The following is an 18772-nucleotide window of genomic DNA, read 5'->3' on the forward strand; positions in this document are numbered from 1 at the left end:
CGGCAGAAGAGTGGACGAAAGTTCACTCTTCTTTGTTCGTGGCAGGTTTTCTATGTAAACAGTATATCAGCAGGAAAGGAAGTATAGTGTGTCGAAGAGAGAAGAATATGAACAGATGACAGAACAGCTTTTGGAACCGATCGTCACCGGCCTTGGATTTGAGGTGGTGGATGTGGAGTATGTCAAAGAGGGCGGGACCTGGTATCTGCGGGCCTTTATTGACAAACCCGGCGGAATCACCGTGGATGACTGTGAGACGGTGAGCAGACAGTTCTCCGATATTCTCGATGAGAAAGACTATATCTCGGATTCCTATGTCTTCGAGGTAAGCTCCCCGGGTCTTGGAAGACCGCTCAGGAAAGAGAAGGATTTCAGAAGGAGTATCGGGGAAGAAGTAGAGATCAGGACGTATCGGGCGATTGAGCATCAAAAAGAATTTACCGGGATACTCAGAAGATATGATGAAAATACTGTCACGATTGCCTGTGAGGATGATACGGAGCAGACATTTGAGCGGTCTGATATCGCTCTGATCCGTCTGGCCCTGGATTTTTAAGTTTTAGGAGGAAATCATAATGAATACAGAGTTAATGGAAGCATTGACAATTCTTGAGAAAGAGAAAAATATCAGCAGGGATGTAATGCTGGACGCAATAGAAAATTCTCTGCTCAGCGCATGTAAAAATCATTTCGGGACAGCGGAGAACATTAAGGTGCTCATGGACAGAGAGACATGTGATTATTCTGTCTACGCGGAGAAAAATGTGGTGGAAGAAGTAACGGACCCGGCCCTTGAGATCAGTTTAGAGGAGGCAGAGGCTATAGACTCCTCTCTGCAGATCGGCGATGTAGCGCAGATTCCGGTTCAGTCCAAGGAATTCGGCCGTATTGCCACGCAGAATGCCAAAAACCTGATCCTTCAGAAGATCAGGGAAGAGGAAAGAAAGGTTATATTTGACCAGTATTTTGAAAAAGAGAAGGACATAGTCACCGGTATCGTACAGCGGTATGTCGGGGAAAATATCAGCATCAATCTGGGAAGAGCTGACGCCATGCTTACAGAAAGCGAGCAGGTAAAGGGAGAGCGCTTCCGGCCGACAGAACGGATCAAGCTGTACGTCGTGGAGGTTAAGAATACACCAAGAGGGCCGAAGATCCTTGTGTCCCGTACTCATCCGGAACTTGTAAAGCGTCTTTTTGAGGCAGAGGTTTCCGAAGTCCGGGACGGTATCGTAGAGATTAAGAGCATAGCCCGGGAGGCCGGTTCCCGTACAAAGATGGCCGTGTGGTCCAATGATCCCAATGTGGATCCGGTAGGTGCCTGTGTCGGCATGAACGGGGACAGAGTAAACGCGGTAGTACAGGAACTCCGGGGAGAAAAGATCGATATTATTAACTGGGATGAGAACCCCGCGCTCCTTATAGAAAATGCTCTGAGCCCGGCCAAAGTTATTTCTGTAATGGCGGATCCGGAGGAGAAAATAGCCAATGTCATTGTTCCGGACTACCAGCTTTCGCTGGCCATTGGAAAAGAAGGTCAGAACGCGAGGCTCGCGGCCCGTCTGACAGGCTATAAGATCGATATTAAAAGTGAGACTCAGGCGATCGAGGCAGGGGATCTTCCGGAGAATTATATGGAGCAGATGGGACTTATGGGCGAAGAAGGATATACCGGCGACTACGACGACGGATATGACGAATACAGTGAAGATGCAGTCTATGATTCCTATGATGAAAACTACGACGCGGCATACAACGATTATGAAGAAGACCACGAGGAAGAGTCAGAGGAGATCGAGTTTACAGAGACAGACGGTCAGTAAGATCTTAAAGGAGTGGATGATTTGGCAGGAAAGAAAAGAATTCCGATGAGAAAGTGCGTGGGATGCGGGGAGATGAAGCCCAAGAATGAGCTGATCCGTATTCTGAGGACAGAAGACGGGAACTTCGTTGTGGATGCCGGCGGAAAGAAAAACGGACGGGGAGCGTATCTGTGCAGGTCTGTGGAATGTTTTCACAGCGCTGTTAAAAGCAAAGGCCTGGAGCGTTCTTTTAAGCAGGGAATCCCGCAGGAAGTATATGGCAGACTGGAAAAGGAGATGGGAGATATTGGCAGTGAATAGAGATAAAATCCTGTCCCTGATCGGGCTGGCAGTGAAAGCGGGAAGATGCATCAGCGGCGAGGTTATGACGGAAAGTGAGACGAAGTCAGGAAAGGCAAAGCTCGTGATCGTTGCGCGGGACGCGTCAGACAATACAAAGAAGAAGTTTCGGGATATGTGTAAATTTTACAGGGTTCCAATTTGTTTTTACGGAGATAAAGATACCTTAGGGCATGCAATGGGAAAAGAATTCCGTGCATCTCTGGCGATATTGGACGAAGGATTTGCAGACGGGATTCAGAAAGAGATTAAAAACCGAGAGAATATTGCATAAGGAGGTAGTAAATATGACAAAAATGAGGGTACACGAGCTGGCGAAAGAGCTGGGAATAGAGAATAAAGAGCTTCTGGAGATCCTCCAGAAGAAAAACGTGGAAGTGAAAAATCATATGAGTACATTGGAGGACAGTATCGCAGAAGAGATCCGCCGTGAAGCTGCGGGGAAAAAAGATATGAAAGCCGCGGCGGATGAGGAGAAGCCCGCAGGGCAGAGTGATACAAAGGAGGCGCCCGCAAAAAAGAAGAATCTTGCGTTTGTAATACGCCCGCAGAATTCAAAAAACAGCAGCCGGATCCAGGGCAGCCGTCCGCCACAGCGTCAGCCGCGTCCGGGTCAGCCCGGAATGCGGGCACATCAGAGTGGACGCCCGGCAGGAGAGCGCCCGGCGCGCACAGAGAGACCGGCACAGGGAGCCCGTCCGGCAGGAGAGCGTCCGGTACGCACAGAGAGACCGGCACAGGGAGTCCGTCCGGCAGGAGAGCGTCCGGTACGCACAGAGAGACCGGCACAGGGAGCCCGTCCGACAGGAGAACGTCCATCTGCTTCCGACAGGCCGGCACAGAGCATACATCCGGCGGGAGAGCGCCCGGCGCGTCAGGAGAGACCGGCGCAGGGAGCCCGTCCGGCAGGAGAACGCCCGGTACGCACAGAGAGACCGGCACAGGGAGCCCGTCCGGCAGGAGAACGTCCGGCACGTTCCGAAAGGACGCAGGGAGGACATTCCTATGGTGACGGGAAAACAGGACGTCCGGAAAGAGGCGGACGGGATCAGCGTTCAGGCGGCGCAGGTCCTCGGGGAGACAGGCGAGATTCCCGCAGAGATGACATGGGCGCTTCCATGGTGGAACAGCAGAAAAGTCAGAGAAATAAAGTAAAAGACAAAGAACGGGACAACAAGAAAAAAGAATACAGAGATGAAGCTTTTGAGGGAAAAGGAAAGAAAGGAAGAAAGCAGAAGCAGGTAGCCGAGGTAAAGAAGCCGCAGCCGAAGCAGGAGGAAAAGAAAGAGGAGAAGATCAAACAGATCGTGATCCCCGAAGTCCTCACGATCAAAGAACTTGCAGATAAGATGAAAGTTGTGCCTTCCGTTATTGTTAAGAAACTGTTCCTTCAGGGCAAAGTCGTAACAGTCAATCAGGAGATCGATTTTGACACAGCGGAAGAAATCGCAATGGAGTTTGACGTTCTCTGTGAAAAGGAAGAAGTAGTCGACGTAATCGAGGAACTTCTGAAAGAAGATGAAGAAGATGAAAGCCTGATGGTAAAACGTCCTCCGGTCGTCTGTGTTATGGGCCATGTAGATCACGGAAAGACATCCCTTCTGGACGCGATCCGCCACACAAATGTAACAGACCGGGAAGCCGGCGGCATCACTCAGCATATCGGTGCTTATGTGGTTGAGATAAACGGTGAGAAGATCACCTTTCTGGACACTCCGGGACACGAGGCTTTTACCGCGATGCGTATGCGGGGAGCCAGTTCCACAGATATCGCCATCCTGGTGGTAGCCGCGGATGACGGTGTGATGCCCCAGACGATAGAGGCGATCAATCATGCGAAAGCGGCAGGAGTTGAAATCATCGTGGCCATCAACAAGATCGATAAACCCGGCGCCAATGTGGAGAGGGTAAAACAGGAGCTTACCGAGTATGAGCTGATCCCCGAAGACTGGGGCGGGAGCACAGTGTTTGTTCCGGTATCTGCTCATACAAAGGAAGGAATTCCGGAACTGCTGGAAATGATCCTGCTTACCGCGGAAGTGATGGAACTGAAGGCAAATCCGAACCGCGCGGCCAGAGGCCTCGTGATCGAGGCAGAGCTGGACAAAGGAAAAGGCTCCGTGGCCACTGTCCTTGTCCAGAAAGGTACGCTCCATGTGGGCGACGCGATCGCGGCGGGAAGCGCCCACGGCCGTGTCCGCGCCATGATGGACGACAAGGGAAGAAGAGTCAAAGAAGCGGGGCCGTCTCAGCCGGTGGAGATCCTGGGACTGAACGATGTTCCCAACGCAGGCGAAGTCTTTGTGGGATGTGACTCGGAGAAAGAGGCAAGAAACTTCGCGGAGACTTTTATCGCCCAGAATAAAGTGAAGCTTCTGGATGAGACGAAATCCAGAATGTCCCTGGATGATCTCTTCAATCAGATCCAGGAGGGCAATCTGAAAGAACTGAATATCGTGGTCAAGGCGGATGTCCAGGGATCAGTTGAGGCACTGAAACAGAGCCTGCTGAAGCTTTCCAATGATGAAGTCGTGATTAAAGTCATACACGGCGGCGTGGGAGCGATCAACGAGTCAGACGTGATCCTGGCATCGGCTTCCAATGCAATCATTATCGGCTTCAATGTGCGTCCCGATGCACTGGCAAAAGAGATCGCGGACCGTGAAGGCGTGGACCTGCGGCTGTACCGGGTCATCTATAATGCCATCGAGGATGTAGAAGCGGCAATGAAAGGCATGCTGGATCCTGTATTTGAGGAGAAAGTGCTGGGCCATGCGGAAGTGCGCCAGACGTTCAAGGCTTCCGGCGTCGGCACCATCGCGGGCGCCTATGTCCAGGACGGAATATTTGAGAGAAACTGCTCTGTCCGCCTGATCCGTGACGGCGTTGTCGTATTCGACGGCCCGCTGGCATCCCTGAGACGTTTCAAGGATGACGTCAAAGAGGTCCGGGCAGGATACGAGTGTGGTTTTGTCTTTGAAAATTATAATGACATCAAGGAAGGGGACCAGGTTGAAGCCTACAAGATGGTAGAGACAGAAAGGAAATAGTAAGCGGCAATGAGAAAGAACAGTATTAAAAACACGCGGGTGAATGCCGAAGTCCAGCGGGAGCTGAGCAATATCCTGCGCGGCGGGATCAAAGATCCCCGGGTGGCGCCCATGACTTCCGTTGTGGCTGTCGAGGTGGCCCCGGATCTGAAAACCTGCAAGGCATATGTCAGCGTGTTTGGAGACGAAAAGGCTCAGCAGGATACGATCAGAGGGCTTCAGAGCGCAGAGGGGTACATCCGCCGGGAACTGGCCCGCACCGTGAATCTGCGCAATACGCCGGAGATCCGATTTATCCTGGATCAGTCGATCGAATATGGGGTAAACATCAGCAGAAAGATCGATGAGGTGACAAGAGATTTGAATGATGGAGCAGAGGAATAGCATGAAAATTGTGTTGGAAGATATTTTAAAGGAGAAACAGAAGATCGCTCTGGGCGGCCATGTCCGCCCGGACGGCGACTGTGTCGGTTCATGTATGGGACTGTATCTGTATCTGAAAGAGCAGTATCCGCAGATCAGCGCGGACGTATATCTGGAGACGGTCCCGGAGGCATATCGCATGATCGCGGGGACAGATGAAGTGAAAAGCCAGCTCCGGGAAGAAATGTCCTATGATCTTTTTATCTGTCTGGACTGTGGGGATCTGGACCGTCTGGGCTTCTCGCAGCCGCTGTTCGAGTCTGCCCGGGAAACAGTGTGCATCGATCATCATATCAGCAATGAAGCTTTCGCGGATCTGAATTACATCGTGCCGGATGCCAGCTCTACCTCGGAGCTGATATACACGATCCTGGATCCCGACAGGATCAGCAGGAACGTGGCAGAGGCGCTTTACATGGGCATTGTCCACGATACGGGGGTGTTCCAGTATTCCTGTACATCTCCGGAGACGATGGAAATCGCCGCCGCCCTGATGCGCAAAGGGATCAACGGCAGCGAGATCATCGACAGAACCTATTATGAGAAGACATACATACAGCTGCAGATTTTGGGGAGAGCCCTGCTGGAGAGTATGCTCATCATGGATAAACGCTGTATTGTATCCGTGATCCGCCGACAGTCCATGGAATTTTTCCAGGCACAGCCTTCAGATCTGGAGGGCATCGTCAGTCAGCTCAGACAGACAAAAGGGGTAGAGGTGGCGATCTTCCTGCATGAGACAGAACCTCAGAATTATAAGGTGAGCCTGCGCTCGAAAGGGATCGTGGATGTCAGCGCCGTGGCGAAACACTTCGGCGGAGGCGGGCATATGCGGGCCGCGGGAGTCACGATGAAGGGATCCAGTCATGATGTTATCAATAATATTACCGAACAGATCGCACTTCAGCTGGAACATGGGGAAAATGGAGTGAACAGGGAAGAGACGGATGGTAAACGGAATACTGAATATTTATAAAGAAAAGGGATATACCTCTCACGATGTTGTGGCCTGCCTGCGCAGGATCGTCGGGCAGAAAAGGATCGGGCATACAGGTACCCTTGATCCGGAGGCGGAAGGGGTGCTTCCTGTCTGTCTCGGTCAGGCCACCAGAGTCTGTGACATGCTGACAGAAAATGACAAGAGTTACGAGGCGGTCCTTCTGCTGGGAGTGACAACCGATACACAGGACATTACAGGTACGGTACTCAGGACCCGGAGTACGGATCATCTGACGGATGAGCGGGTTATAGAGTGTATCAGAGACTATATCGGCAGCTACGATCAGATTCCGCCGATGTATTCCGCGGTCAAAGTCAACGGAAAGAAACTGTATGAACTGGCCCGGCAGGGGAAGACCGTGGAACGCGCAGGCCGCAGGGTGACGCTCCATGATATCCGGATCCTGGATATAGATCTTCCAAGAGTCCGCATGGCGGTCGACTGTTCAAAGGGGACCTACATCCGGACCCTCTGCCATGATATCGGGGAAAGCCTGGGGGCCGGCGGGTGTATGGAGTCCCTGCTCCGGACCCGGGCAGGACAGTTCTCTCTGGCGGAGAGCATCAGGCTGGCTCAGGCAGCGGAAGCGGCAGCAAAAGGACAGCTGGGGCAGTATCTGATCCCCACGGACAAAGTGTTTTCCGGAATGCGGGCGCTTGTCCTGAGCGGAAGGCAGATACAGCTGGCCCGCAACGGAAATCCCTTTTCCATGGATCAAATGGCGGCATCTCCCGGGAAAGGCGGAACGGATCCGGAGGCTGCTCCGGGAGAGCAGTTCCGGGTATATGACGCCGAGGGCAGGTTTATCGCCGTCTATCATTATGACAGCGGGAAAGAACAGTTCCGGATCACGAAAATGTTCTTTGACCCGTCAGAAACAGACTTCAAAAAAGAGGGCTGAAACAGACATGAAATATATTACCGGAATTGAACGTTACCATGAAACAAAAAAGACTGCAGTAACGCTGGGAAAATTCGACGGACTTCACAGAGGGCATCAGAAACTGGTGGACAGGATCAGAGGATATGCATCCGCTGAATGTGAAAGTGTCCTCTGTGCTTTTGACATGGGACAGAAGTCGCTTATGACACGCCGGGAACGCCGGGAACGTCTGGAGGGACAGATCGACTGTCTGGTGGACTGGCCTTTTACAGATTCTCTGCGCAGAATGGACGCGGAAGAATTTGTCAGGGACATTCTGTGCGGGACGTTCCATGCCGCTCATATCGTGATCGGCACAGATTTCTGCTTCGGGTACGAGAAAAAAGGAAACGCAGAATTGCTCTCCCGTCTGGCCCCGGGATACGGCTATACCCTTGACGTGATCGAAAAGGAGCGGTACAAGGATCATGTGATCAGCAGCACGTATATCCGGGAGGCTCTGGCACAGGGTGATGTGAAGCTGGCGGCCGCTCTGCTGGGCTGTCCCTATGAGCTGACAGGGATTGTGCGGCACGGGAAGCAGCTGGGGCGGACGCTGGGATTCCCCACTCTGAATATCGAGCCCGCTCCGGAGAAGATCCTGCCGCGCTACGGGGTTTATGCCTGCAGGGTGAAGATTGACGGAATCTGGTATAATGGCGTGGGAAATGCGGGAGTAAAACCGACGGTGACGGATGAGCAAAGGCGGCTGCTGGAAGTGTTTGTCTATGGATACGAAGGAAATGCCTATGGGAAAGAAGTTACCGCCCAGTTCTGTGATTTTGAACGTCCGGAGGTAAAGTTCGGATCCAGGGAAGAGCTGAAAGAACATGTAGAGAGAGATATGGCATACGGCAGAAATTTTTTCGGGATCCGTTAAAATGTTTCCGGCCCGCCGGCTCCGGCAGTCAGGGACCGTTATGGCCTGTGTTAAAAATTCTTTACAATTACAATGTGATATGCTATACTATGCAAGGTTACAAAATACAGCCGATGTTCGGTAATCGGATCACTCCGGCCATTACTTAATATCCGGCGTTTATCAAAGTATTTCAGGAGGAGAAAAAATGATCGCAAAGGAAAAGAAACAGGCAATTATCAAAGAGTATGGAAGAACAGAGGGAGACACAGGTTCTCCGGAAGTGCAGATCGCGATCCTGACAGCAAGGATCAATGAGCTGACAGAGCACTTTAAGGCAAATCCGAAGGACCACCATTCAAGAAGAGGACTTCTTAAGATGGTAGGACAGAGAAGAGGACTTCTCGCGTACCTGAGGAAGATCGACATTGAGAGATATCGTTCTCTGATCGAAAGACTTGGACTGAGAAAATAAGCCCGGGGATCAGTCAGAATGACAGCAGAGGGGCTATCGGGAAATAGATAGTTCCAAACAGGGGCAGGTGTGACTCGCGCGAGTCACACCTGCCCCTGAGTTTATCTCCTAAAAAAAGAGAAAGATGGCTAACGACAACCATCCTTCTCTCCGTTCCATGTTATAATGGAACTATGCAAAAACAAGATTATTATAACGACTTTTTTGAAATTGGGCAACAAAAAATTAACTTCAGTTTCTTCGAATTGAATTTACCCGATGACGATCCAGTCTATACCCTGAAAAACGTGATGGAGGAATTAGATTTTTCAGGCCTGTTGGCCTGTTATTCAGATAAGGGAAGAACCGGGTATAATCCAATCATGCTGTATGCTGTTGTTACCTACGCAAACATGCGCGGGGTCAGGGCAGTTGACCGTATTGTAGACTTATGCCAGAGAGATCTTGCCTTTATCTGGCTGACCAAAGGGCAGAAGCCTCAGCGGGATGTTTTTTACGATTTTAAAGGGAAAAAGCTGACGGGAGAAGCGTTAGATGAATTGAACTATCAGTTCATGCGCCGTCTGGAAAAAGAAGGGCTGATCACGCTGAAAGAGCTTTATATCGATGGGACAAAGATCGAAGCGAATGCAAACAGGTATACGTTCGTCTGGCGGGGCAGCCTGAACTATCACCTTGTCAAACTGCTGGACAGCATAGATGCCCTTTACGCAAAGTATAATGCCTTTCTGCTTGAGAATGGATATGGCCCCAAATACGACCTCGGGGATGCCCATATGTTCGTGATCGAAGGAATGGATAAAGTCAGGAAGGTTATCGCGGAAAACAGGAAACGGAAGCTGACAAAGCATAAGAAGATCTCCAATAACACCATCATCGAGATCGATCATTGCTCCCCGCTTGAGATCCTGAAACTGCAGAAGAACCTGATGCGGATTGCAGAAGGAGAAGGGATCCGGTTCTTTTTTGGAAAGGGAAAACATAAGCCAGAAATCCAGAAGCTCTACGAGGAACTGGAAGAATGCGGGAGCCGGCTGATGGAATACAAGGAATGCTTTGAGATCATGGGGAAAGAGCGGAACAGCTATTCAAAAACCGACCTGGAAGCAACCTTCATGCGGATGAAAGAAGACCATATGCTGAATGGGCAGCTGAAACCGGCATACAATGTCCAGATCGCGGTAGAGAACTACTTTATTGTCCACGGATATGTAAGTAATGACCGGACAGACTACAATACGCTGATCCCGGTTCTGGAAAAGCATCGGAACGCGTTTGGGGATACCCTGGAGGCAGTGACGGCTGACAGCGGCTATTGCAGTGAAAAGAACCTGGTATACCTGAAAGAGAATGAGATCCGGAGTTATATCAAACTTCAAGACCATGAGAAGCGTAAGACACGGGCGTACAAAGAGGACATCGGGAAGTATTCCAACATGACATACACCGTCTTTGAAGATGAGCATTATTATATCTGCCATGATGGAAGGGAGCTGCGCCATATCCGGACGGAAAGCAAAGAGCAGGACGGCTATACCCAGACGGTAGAGGTATACGGCTGTGCGGACTGCAGCGGCTGTGAGCAGAAATCCAGATGTCTTTCTAAATACGAAGCCGAAAAAAATCCGGACCGGAATAAGGTCATGAAGATCAACGAACGCTGGGAAGAACTGAAGGAAGAGTCCAACAGGAATATCCAGAGTGAAGAAGGAATGCTGAAACGGCAGACACGGTCGATCCAGACGGAAGGGCACTTTGGAGATATCAAAGAGAATGAAAACTTCCGGCGGTTTAACTACCGTTCAGAGGAGAAGGTATATAAAGAATTCATGCTGTATGCGATTGGCAGGAATATCATGAAATACCATCGATTTTTACATCATGAGATTGAGAAATACGAAGGGAAAAAGGAGCAGAAAACCGCTTAGCGAAAGGCGTGCTTCAAAAAATCCAGACAAGGGGATTTTGTGCCCTGAAACAAGGGTGACAAAAGAGAAGAGACAGTCCACTGGAGAATTCAGGACTTAAAAAAGTCCGAATTCCCTGGGATTGTCTCTTCCCTGCATGTCAGGGGCTAAAAATCGGTATTAACCGACAGCCCCTTTTCAAATACACCTTCCCGCGAACTTTATGAAAATATTTGCCTAAGTCTTCACAGTGTGATATAATATTTAAGATTGCGGACAGATTGGGAGTCCGAGACCACTGAAAAGTGTATTAGCCAGTCGAATAATGCCTTTTTCAGTAGTTTCGGAGACGTCTGCCTGCGCAAGAAAATGTTAAGAATAAAAGAGGAGAAAAACATGTACAAGAAGTATGAAATGGAACTGGCCGGCAGGACTCTCCGTGTGGATGTAGACCGTGTGGCAAAGCAGGCGAACGGAGGCGTCCTCATGCACTATGGCGACACTACAGTACTCTGTACGGCCACGGCGTCTGAGAAGCCCAGAGACGGGATCGACTTTTTCCCGCTCAGCGTGGAGTATAATGAGAGACTTTACGCGGTAGGGAAGATTCCCGGAGGGTTTAACAAGAGAGAAGGAAAGGCGTCTGAGAACGCGATTCTGACAGACCGTGTCATTGACCGCCCCATGCGTCCGCTTTTTCCGAAAGATTACCGGAATGATGTGACACTGGAAAATCTGGTTATGTCTGTAGACCAGGACTGCAGTCCGGAGCTGACCGCGATGCTGGGAGCGTCGATCGCCACAAGTATTTCGGATATCCCGTTTGACGGCCCGATCTCCACGACCCAGGTAGGGCTGGTAGACGGAGAGTTTGTATTTAATCCTACAGCGGCTCAGCGGGAAGTATCCGATCTGGCTCTTACAGTAGCATCCACAAAGGAAAAAGTAATCATGATCGAGGCCGGCGCCAATGAAGTGCCGGAAGACAAGATGATCGAGGCGATCTTCGCGGCCCATGATCTGAACCAGAAGGTCATCGCGTTCTTTGACACTATAGTAGAAGAGTGTGGAAAACCGAAGCATGCGTATGAGAGCTGCGCAGTGCCCCAGGAGCTTTTTGACGCGATCCGGGAGATTGTTCCTCCGGAGGCTATGGAAGAGGCCGTATTTACCGACGACAAGCAGACAAGAGAAGAGAATATCCGCCAGATCACAGAGAAACTGGAAGAGGCTTTCGCGGACAATGAGGAATGGCTGGAGGTTCTCGGCGAGGCAGTTTATCAGTATCAGAAGAAGACTGTCCGGAAAATGATCTTAAAGGATCACAAACGTCCCGACGGACGCGCCATTGATCAGATCCGTCCGCTTTCCGCGGAAATCGACCTGATCCCGAGAGTTCATGGTTCCGCCATGTTTACAAGAGGACAGACTCAGATCTGTACCGTGACTACACTGGCTCCGCTTTCTGAAGCGCAGAGGCTGGACGGTCTCGACGAGGCGGAAACATCCAAGAGATACATGCACCACTATAATTTCCCGTCTTACTCTGTGGGAGAGACGAAGCCTTCCAGAGGACCGGGACGCCGGGAGATCGGGCACGGGGCTCTGGCGGAGAGAGCGCTTCTCCCTGTGCTTCCGAGCGAGGCGGAATTCCCCTACGCGATCCGCACAGTATCCGAGACGTTCGAGTCCAACGGATCTACATCTCAGGCAAGCGTGTGCGCCTCCAGTATGTCCCTTATGACGGCAGGAGTGCCGATCAAGGCTGCTGTGGCAGGTATTTCCGCGGGACTGGTGACAGGGGAGACCGACGATGATTATATCGTGCTTACAGATATCCAGGGGCTGGAGGACTTTTTCGGTGACATGGATTTCAAAGTGGCAGGCACACATAAAGGAATCACGGCCATCCAGATGGATATCAAGATCCACGGACTGACCAGGCCGATCATCGAGGAAGCGATCGCCGCTACAAAGAAGGCCAGAACATATATTATCGATGAAGTTATGAACAAGGCGATCGCAGAGCCAAGACCGGAAGTAGGACCATATGCCCCGAAGATCATCCAGATGCAGATCGATCCCCAGAAGATCGGTGACGTGGTGGGACAGAGAGGAAAGACGATCAACGCCATCATTGAGCAGACCGGCGTGAAGATCGATATTGAAGATGACGGATCCGTATCTATCTGCGGCACAGAGAAAGAAGGAATGGACAAGGCGGCCAAACTGATCCACACGATCGTGACAGAGTTTGAGGCCGGCCAGGTGTTCGAGGGCAAAGTCGTGAGCATCAAAGATTTCGGCGCGTTTCTTGAGTTCGCTCCGGGCAAGGAGGGACTGGTACACATTTCCAAGATTGCGAAGCGGAGAGTGGAGAAAGTGGAAGATGTGCTTCAGCTTGGCGATGTAGTGAAAGCGGTATGCCTGGGCAAGGACAAGATGGGAAGGTTCAGCTTCAGCATCCGTGACGTGGCTGAGTGACCCGTACGGCATGGAACAGGCCGAATATAATATAACACGTGTTATTTCCGGAAAAAGGAAATAGGAAATAGGAAACAGAGAAAAGACAGCAGAGACAGTCCTGCTGTCTTTTCTCTGTACCTATTCCGGAAAGACTCTGCTATAATATCATTATCAAAGAGGTACGGCTCCATGCCTCCAGCAGATCCTGTATCGGGATATACAAGAAAAATGAGGGAAGGAAGAGATAATGAGAAGAAAGATAAGACCTGCGGAAGAAGAGTTCGGGAATATTATCTATACAATTCTGTTTTCCGTTGTATGGTATTCTGTCGTGCTTGCAAGTATAGCGTCGGGTGGATTCAGCCCCTTTATGATGATCTTTCTGGTGGGAGGGCTTATTCTCCCGTACACCGCCGTCAGCAATATGCGCCGGGCGCTGTTTTACCGGAGGCAGCGCGCGGAGGCCATCGCGCTGGGCCATATGACGCCGGGCAGGATCACCGGCATAGCGAGACAGGATGTGCCCTATACAACGGGGGAACATCATACGCTGCGTTACCGCCGCTATTATTTTCTTAAGGTGGAGATCTGCGACCCGGTGACCGGCGTGTCGAATACCATACAGAGCCAGGGATACCGGAAACCGATCCACAGATATCTGGCTTCCGACCGGGTGAATGTGTATACAGATCAGAGCGGATGGAAGTATTATATTGAAGATTTTCAGTGGAAAGAACACAGAAATGATCCGGATATTTTCCGGATGCCGAAGGAATTTGACGAGCTTCATCCGGGCGGCGAGGTGTTTGGCAAGGTGATCTTTGTCCTGGTGCTGATCTGGATGCTGATCGGTCTGTTCACAGGATAAGACAGGAAAGGAAAGAAGTGAAGGGATTATGGAACAGATGACACTGTTTGAAAATGACAGAGCAATGACACCGCTGGCCAGCAGACTCCGGCCGTCCTCTCTGGAAGATTTTGTAGGACAGGAACATCTTCTGGGGCAGGGGAAGATCTTAAGACAGCTCATCGAGCGGGACCAGATCTCTTCCATGATCTTCTGGGGACCGCCGGGAGTAGGCAAGACTACGCTTGCCAGTATCATTGCCGGAAGGACAAAGTCGGAGTTTATCAACTTCAGCGCGGTCACGAGCGGTATCCGGGAGATCCGGGAAGTTATGAACCGGGCGGAGCAAAGCCGCCGCATGGGGCTTCGGACCGTTCTTTTTGTGGATGAGATCCACCGCTTCAATAAAGCGCAGCAGGACGCGTTTCTCCCCTATGTGGAGAGGGGAAGTATTATCCTGATCGGCGCCACTACGGAAAATCCGTCTTTTGAGATAAACGGAGCGCTTCTGTCCCGGTGCAGGGTGTTTGTCTTGAAAGCGCTGGGAGAGAAGGCTCTGGTGCGTCTGCTGAAAAATGCCCTCAAAAATCCGGCAGGATTCGGCGGCCAGAATATAGAGATCTCGGATGAAAATATCCGGGCTGTTGCGGCGTTTGCCAACGGGGACGCGAGAACGGCCCTGAATACGCTGGAAATGGCAGTACTGAACGGAGAAATCCATCCGGACGGCATCCGGGTGACCACGGAAGGTCTTTCGCAGTGCATCAGCCGGAGATCTCTGCTGTATGACAAGAGCGGGGAAGAACATTACAATCTGATCTCCGCGCTTCACAAGTCGATGCGGAACAGTGATCCTGACGCGGCGGTCTACTGGATGATGCGTATGCTGGAAGGCGGGGAGGATCCTCTTTATATTGCGAGAAGGCTGATCCGGTTTGCCAGTGAGGATGTGGGGATGGCAGACAGCCGGGCGCTGCAGGTGGCAGTGGCGGCATATCAGGCGTGCCATTTTCTGGGGCTGCCGGAGTGTGACGTACATCTGACCCATGCCGTCGTGTATCTTTCCCTGGCGCCAAAGTCCAACGCGCTGTATACCGCGTGCGAAGAGTGCAGGCGCGATGTCCGGGAAAAGAACACCGAGCCGGTGCCCATGCAGATCCGAAACGCTCCCACCGGACTGATGAAGGAGCTGGGATATGGAAAAGGATATGAATATGCTCATGATACCGAAGAGAAGCTGACCCATATGCAGTGCATGCCAGATGGCTTAAAAGACCGCACCTATTATCACCCGACACAAGAAGGGGAGGAAGAAAAAGCGGCCAGGCGGCTGGAAGAGATCCGGAAATTCCGGGAAAAGCCATAAAATTTCCATTCATAAAATGGCCGGAATCTGCTCAGACTATCCATAAAAACGGAAGAAAAAGAGGGCATTTATAGTGAAAAAGCTAAGTGAATACTTATTCCTGTGGACTCTGGGAGGCGTGATCTACTATTCCCTGGAGATGATCTTCCGGGGCTTCTCCCACTGGTCGATGTTCCTGCTGGGAGGATTCTGCCTTGTTTTTTTTGCGCAGCAGGGGATATGGACCGGCTGGCGGGCTCCGCTGTGGAAGCAGGTGGGCTGGAGTGTTCTTTTTGTGACGTCCTGTGAGTTCATTACCGGAATATTTGTCAATAAGATTATGGGCTGGAATGTGTGGGATTATACAGATCAGCCATTCCAGATTTTAGGGCAGGTCTGCCTTCCCTTCACGATTATTTTTTCCGGGCTGTGCGCGGCCGGAATCCTTCTGAGCGGTTATCTCCTTCATTTTCTGTACGGAGAAAAAAGACCGGAATTTCATGTACTGTAGGATGCAGGGAGAGAGATCTGCGTATTGTCTGAAAATTTTGATTTCAGCTTCTTCAGTTGAACACATTTCTCAAAAATGCTATAATACATCCGCAAAACAATGAAACATATTTTTATAAAGGAGTAAGAATGTGGCGGAATTAACACCAATGATGAAGCAGTATATGGAGACCAAGTCTCAGTATCAGGACTGCATTCTGTTTTATAGATTGGGAGATTTTTACGAAATGTTCTTTGATGATGCTCTGACCGCGTCAAGAGAACTTGAGATCACGCTGACCGGAAAGAGCTGCGGACAGGAAGAGAGGGCACCCATGTGCGGTGTCCCTTATCATGCTGTGGAGGGCTATCTCAACCGTCTGGTATCAAAGGGATACAAAGTAGCCATCTGTGAGCAGGTAGAAGATCCGAAATCCGCGAAAGGAATTGTAAAGCGGGAAGTTGTCCGCATCGTAACGCCGGGGACCAACATGGATCCTCAGGCTCTTGACGAAACGCGGAACAATTATATCATGTGCATCGTTTATATCGCGGACCGGTACGGGGTCTCAGTCGCGGATATATCCACGGGAGACTATTTTGTGACGGAGATCCCGGACAGTTCAAAACTGACGGACGAGATCTATCGTTTCTCACCTTCCGAGATCATCTGCAATGAAGCGTTCTACATGAGCGGCATGGATCTGGACGGCCTGAAAGACCGGTTTGGCGTCACGATTTATTCTCTGGATCCCTGGTATTTTGACGATGCCGTCTGCCGGCAGAAACTTCTGGAACATTTTAAGGTTTCTTCTTTTGCCGGGCTGGGACTGGAAGATTACGACTGTGGCCTGATCAGCGCGGGGGCGCTTCTTTCGTATCTGCTGGAGACCCAGAAGAATTCGCTCTCCAATCTGACTCATATCACGCCTTATTCGGCGGGAAAATATATGATGCTGGACAGCTCCACCCGGAGAAATCTGGAACTGTGCGAGACGCTCCGGGAGAAACAGAAGAAAGGGTCCCTGCTCTGGGTGCTGGACAAGACAAAGACAGCCATGGGCGCGCGGACACTGCGAAAATATGTGGAACAGCCTCTGATCGACAGAAAAGAGATCCTCATGCGCCTGGATGCCGTGGAGGAATTAAAGGAACAGGCGATCTCCAGAGAGGAGATCCGGGAATATTTAACGCCTGTCTATGACCTGGAACGGCTTGTCACAAAGATCGCGTATGGGTCGGCCAATCCGCGGGATCTGACAGCGTTTCGCAGTTCCCTGGAGATGCTGCCGCCCATCCGCTATATCCTGCAGGAAATGCAGTCGGAGCTTCTGAAAAATATCTACAGAGATATGGATACCCTGGAAGATCTCTGTTCCCTGATCAAAGATTCGATCCGCGAAGATCCTCCCATTGCCATGAAAGAGGGAAATATCATCCGGGACGGATACAGTGAGGAAGTGGACAACCTGCGGCGGGCAAAGTCCGATGGCAAGGACTGGCTGGCAAAGCTGGAGAATGAAGAGCGGGAGAAGACGGGGATCAAAAATCTCCGGATTAAATACAATAAGGTTTTCGGCTATTATCTGGAAGTGACCAACTCCTACAAGGATCAGGTGCCGGATTACTATACACGGAAACAGACGCTGGCCAACGCAGAGCGGTATATCACTCCGGAGCTGAAAGAACTGGAGGATATGATCCTGGGAGCGGAGGACAAGCTCTACGCTCTGGAGTATGAGATCTATACAGAGATCCGGGAAAAGGTGGCTGCCGAGACAGAACGCATCCAGGCAACCGCCAAGGCGGTGGCAGCGCTGGACGTATTTGCCTCCCTTGCACTGACCGCTGAGAGATATAACTATACACGTCCGAAGATCAATGAAAAAGGAATCATTGACATCAAAGAGGGCCGGCATCCGGTGGTGGAGCGGATGATCCCGAATGAGATGTTTATTTCCAATGATACATATCTGGATGATAAGAAGCACAGGGTCTCTGTCATCACCGGGCCCAACATGGCGGGAAAATCTACTTACATGCGTCAGACCGCCCTGATCGCGCTGATGGCTCAGATCGGCTCTTTTGTTCCTGCCAGGAGCGCGGACATCGCGCTGTCGGACCGGATCTTTACCCGGGTGGGAGCTTCCGACGATCTGGCTTCCGGACAGAGTACGTTCATGGTGGAGATGACGGAGGTGGCCAACATTCTCCGCAATGCCACATCCAGAAGCCTGCTGATCCTGGATGAGATCGGCAGAGGGACCAGTACGTTTGACGGGCTCTCCATCGCGTGGGCGGTGATCGAATATATCAGTGACAGCCGTCTGCTGGGAGCAAAAACGCTGTTCGCCACCCATTACCATGAACTGACAGAGCTGGAGGGCAAGATTGAGAATGTAAACAACTACTGCATCGCGGTCAAAGAACAGGGGGACGATATCGTATTCCTGAGGAAGATCGTTCCCGGCGGAGCAGACAAGAGCTACGGCATCCAGGTGGCCAAGCTGGCTGGAGTGCCGGATCTGGTCATCAACCGGGCAAAAGAGATCGTCGAAGAGCTGAGCGATCAGGACATCACGGCCAGGGTCAGCGAGATAGCCGCGAAAGAACAGCACCCAAAGAAGAAACCCCGGACAAAGAGATATGATGAGGTAGACATCGCCCAGATCTCCCTTTTCGATACCGTGAAAGACGACGATGTGATCGAAGAGCTGAAAAACCTTGATGTGGGAAACATGACGCCCATCGATGCACTGAACACAATCTACCGTCTTCAGAACAAGCTGAAGAACCGCTGGCGCTGATAAGAAAAAGGAGGAAGGAT

The 18772-nt window shown here is 51.1% G+C and carries 16 protein-coding genes; all 16 read left to right on the forward strand.

The genetic code is table 11. The annotated features are described in order from the left end of the window. Window positions 1-88: 88 nt before the first annotated feature. A complete protein-coding gene (gene rimP, locus BQ7367_RS11545) occupies window positions 89-556 on the forward strand; it encodes a ribosome maturation factor RimP (protein WP_072525569.1) in 468 nt (155 codons plus the stop codon). A 19-nt stretch (window positions 557-575) separates the two neighbouring features. Beyond that, the gene (gene nusA, locus BQ7367_RS11550; RefSeq protein WP_072525570.1) at window positions 576-1823 is read left to right on the forward strand and encodes a transcription termination factor NusA; all 1248 of its coding nucleotides are present in this window, start codon (window positions 576-578) and stop codon (window positions 1821-1823) included. A gap of 21 nt (window positions 1824-1844) precedes the next feature. Further along, window positions 1845-2123: an RNase P modulator RnpM gene (rnpM, locus tag BQ7367_RS11555; RefSeq protein WP_072525571.1), complete on the forward strand. Its 279-nt coding sequence runs from the start codon at window positions 1845-1847 to the stop codon at window positions 2121-2123. After that, entirely contained in the window at window positions 2116-2436 is a 321-nt protein-coding gene (locus tag BQ7367_RS11560) for a L7Ae/L30e/S12e/Gadd45 family ribosomal protein (protein WP_072526201.1), read from the forward strand. The genes rnpM and BQ7367_RS11560 overlap by 8 nt, the downstream gene beginning before the upstream one ends. Window positions 2437-2449: 13 nt before the next feature. Continuing rightward, entirely contained in the window at window positions 2450-5212 is a 2763-nt protein-coding gene (gene infB / locus BQ7367_RS11565) for a translation initiation factor IF-2 (RefSeq protein ID WP_072525572.1), read from the forward strand. 9 nt (window positions 5213-5221) lie between these two features. Further along, window positions 5222-5596: a 30S ribosome-binding factor RbfA gene (rbfA, locus tag BQ7367_RS11570; protein WP_072525573.1), complete on the forward strand. Its 375-nt coding sequence runs from the start codon at window positions 5222-5224 to the stop codon at window positions 5594-5596. Between the two features lies 1 nt (window position 5597). Further along, window positions 5598-6611, forward strand: coding sequence for a DHH family phosphoesterase (locus BQ7367_RS11575; RefSeq protein ID WP_072525574.1), 1014 nt, complete (start codon window positions 5598-5600; stop codon window positions 6609-6611). After that, window positions 6583-7536, forward strand: a complete 954-nt coding sequence (truB, locus tag BQ7367_RS11580) for a tRNA pseudouridine(55) synthase TruB (RefSeq protein WP_072525575.1) — start codon at window positions 6583-6585, stop codon at window positions 7534-7536. The genes BQ7367_RS11575 and truB overlap by 29 nt, the downstream gene beginning before the upstream one ends. Before the next feature lie 7 nt (window positions 7537-7543). Next, on the forward strand, window positions 7544-8437 hold the full coding sequence (gene ribF, locus BQ7367_RS11585; protein ID WP_072525576.1) for a riboflavin biosynthesis protein RibF: 894 nt from the start codon (window positions 7544-7546) through the stop codon (window positions 8435-8437). Window positions 8438-8624: 187 nt separating this feature from the next. Next, on the forward strand, window positions 8625-8891 hold the full coding sequence (gene rpsO / locus BQ7367_RS11590; RefSeq protein ID WP_072525577.1) for a 30S ribosomal protein S15: 267 nt from the start codon (window positions 8625-8627) through the stop codon (window positions 8889-8891). Between the two features lie 173 nt (window positions 8892-9064). Then, window positions 9065-10819, forward strand: a complete 1755-nt coding sequence (locus BQ7367_RS11595; RefSeq protein WP_072525578.1) for an IS1182 family transposase — start codon at window positions 9065-9067, stop codon at window positions 10817-10819. A gap of 375 nt (window positions 10820-11194) precedes the next feature. Continuing rightward, window positions 11195-13282 (forward strand): polyribonucleotide nucleotidyltransferase, encoded by a 2088-nt coding sequence (locus BQ7367_RS11600; RefSeq protein ID WP_072525579.1) that lies wholly within the window; start codon window positions 11195-11197, stop codon window positions 13280-13282. A 229-nt stretch (window positions 13283-13511) separates the two neighbouring features. Next, complete coding sequence (locus BQ7367_RS11605; protein ID WP_072525580.1) at window positions 13512-14132, forward strand: hypothetical protein; 621 nt, start codon at window positions 13512-13514, stop codon at window positions 14130-14132. Between the two features lie 28 nt (window positions 14133-14160). Continuing rightward, window positions 14161-15477 (forward strand): replication-associated recombination protein A, encoded by a 1317-nt coding sequence (locus BQ7367_RS11610; RefSeq protein WP_072525581.1) that lies wholly within the window; start codon window positions 14161-14163, stop codon window positions 15475-15477. A gap of 73 nt (window positions 15478-15550) precedes the next feature. Then, the gene (locus BQ7367_RS11615) at window positions 15551-15967 is read left to right on the forward strand and encodes a putative ABC transporter permease (RefSeq protein WP_072525582.1); all 417 of its coding nucleotides are present in this window, start codon (window positions 15551-15553) and stop codon (window positions 15965-15967) included. Between the two features lie 148 nt (window positions 15968-16115). Beyond that, a complete protein-coding gene (mutS, locus tag BQ7367_RS11620) occupies window positions 16116-18752 on the forward strand; it encodes a DNA mismatch repair protein MutS (protein ID WP_072525583.1) in 2637 nt (878 codons plus the stop codon). Window positions 18753-18772: the final 20 nt, after the last annotated feature.

The sequence above is a fragment of the Clostridium sp. Marseille-P3244 genome (assembly GCF_900120155.1).
In the GTDB taxonomy this organism is placed as follows: Bacteria; Bacillota; Clostridia; order Lachnospirales; family Lachnospiraceae; genus Mediterraneibacter.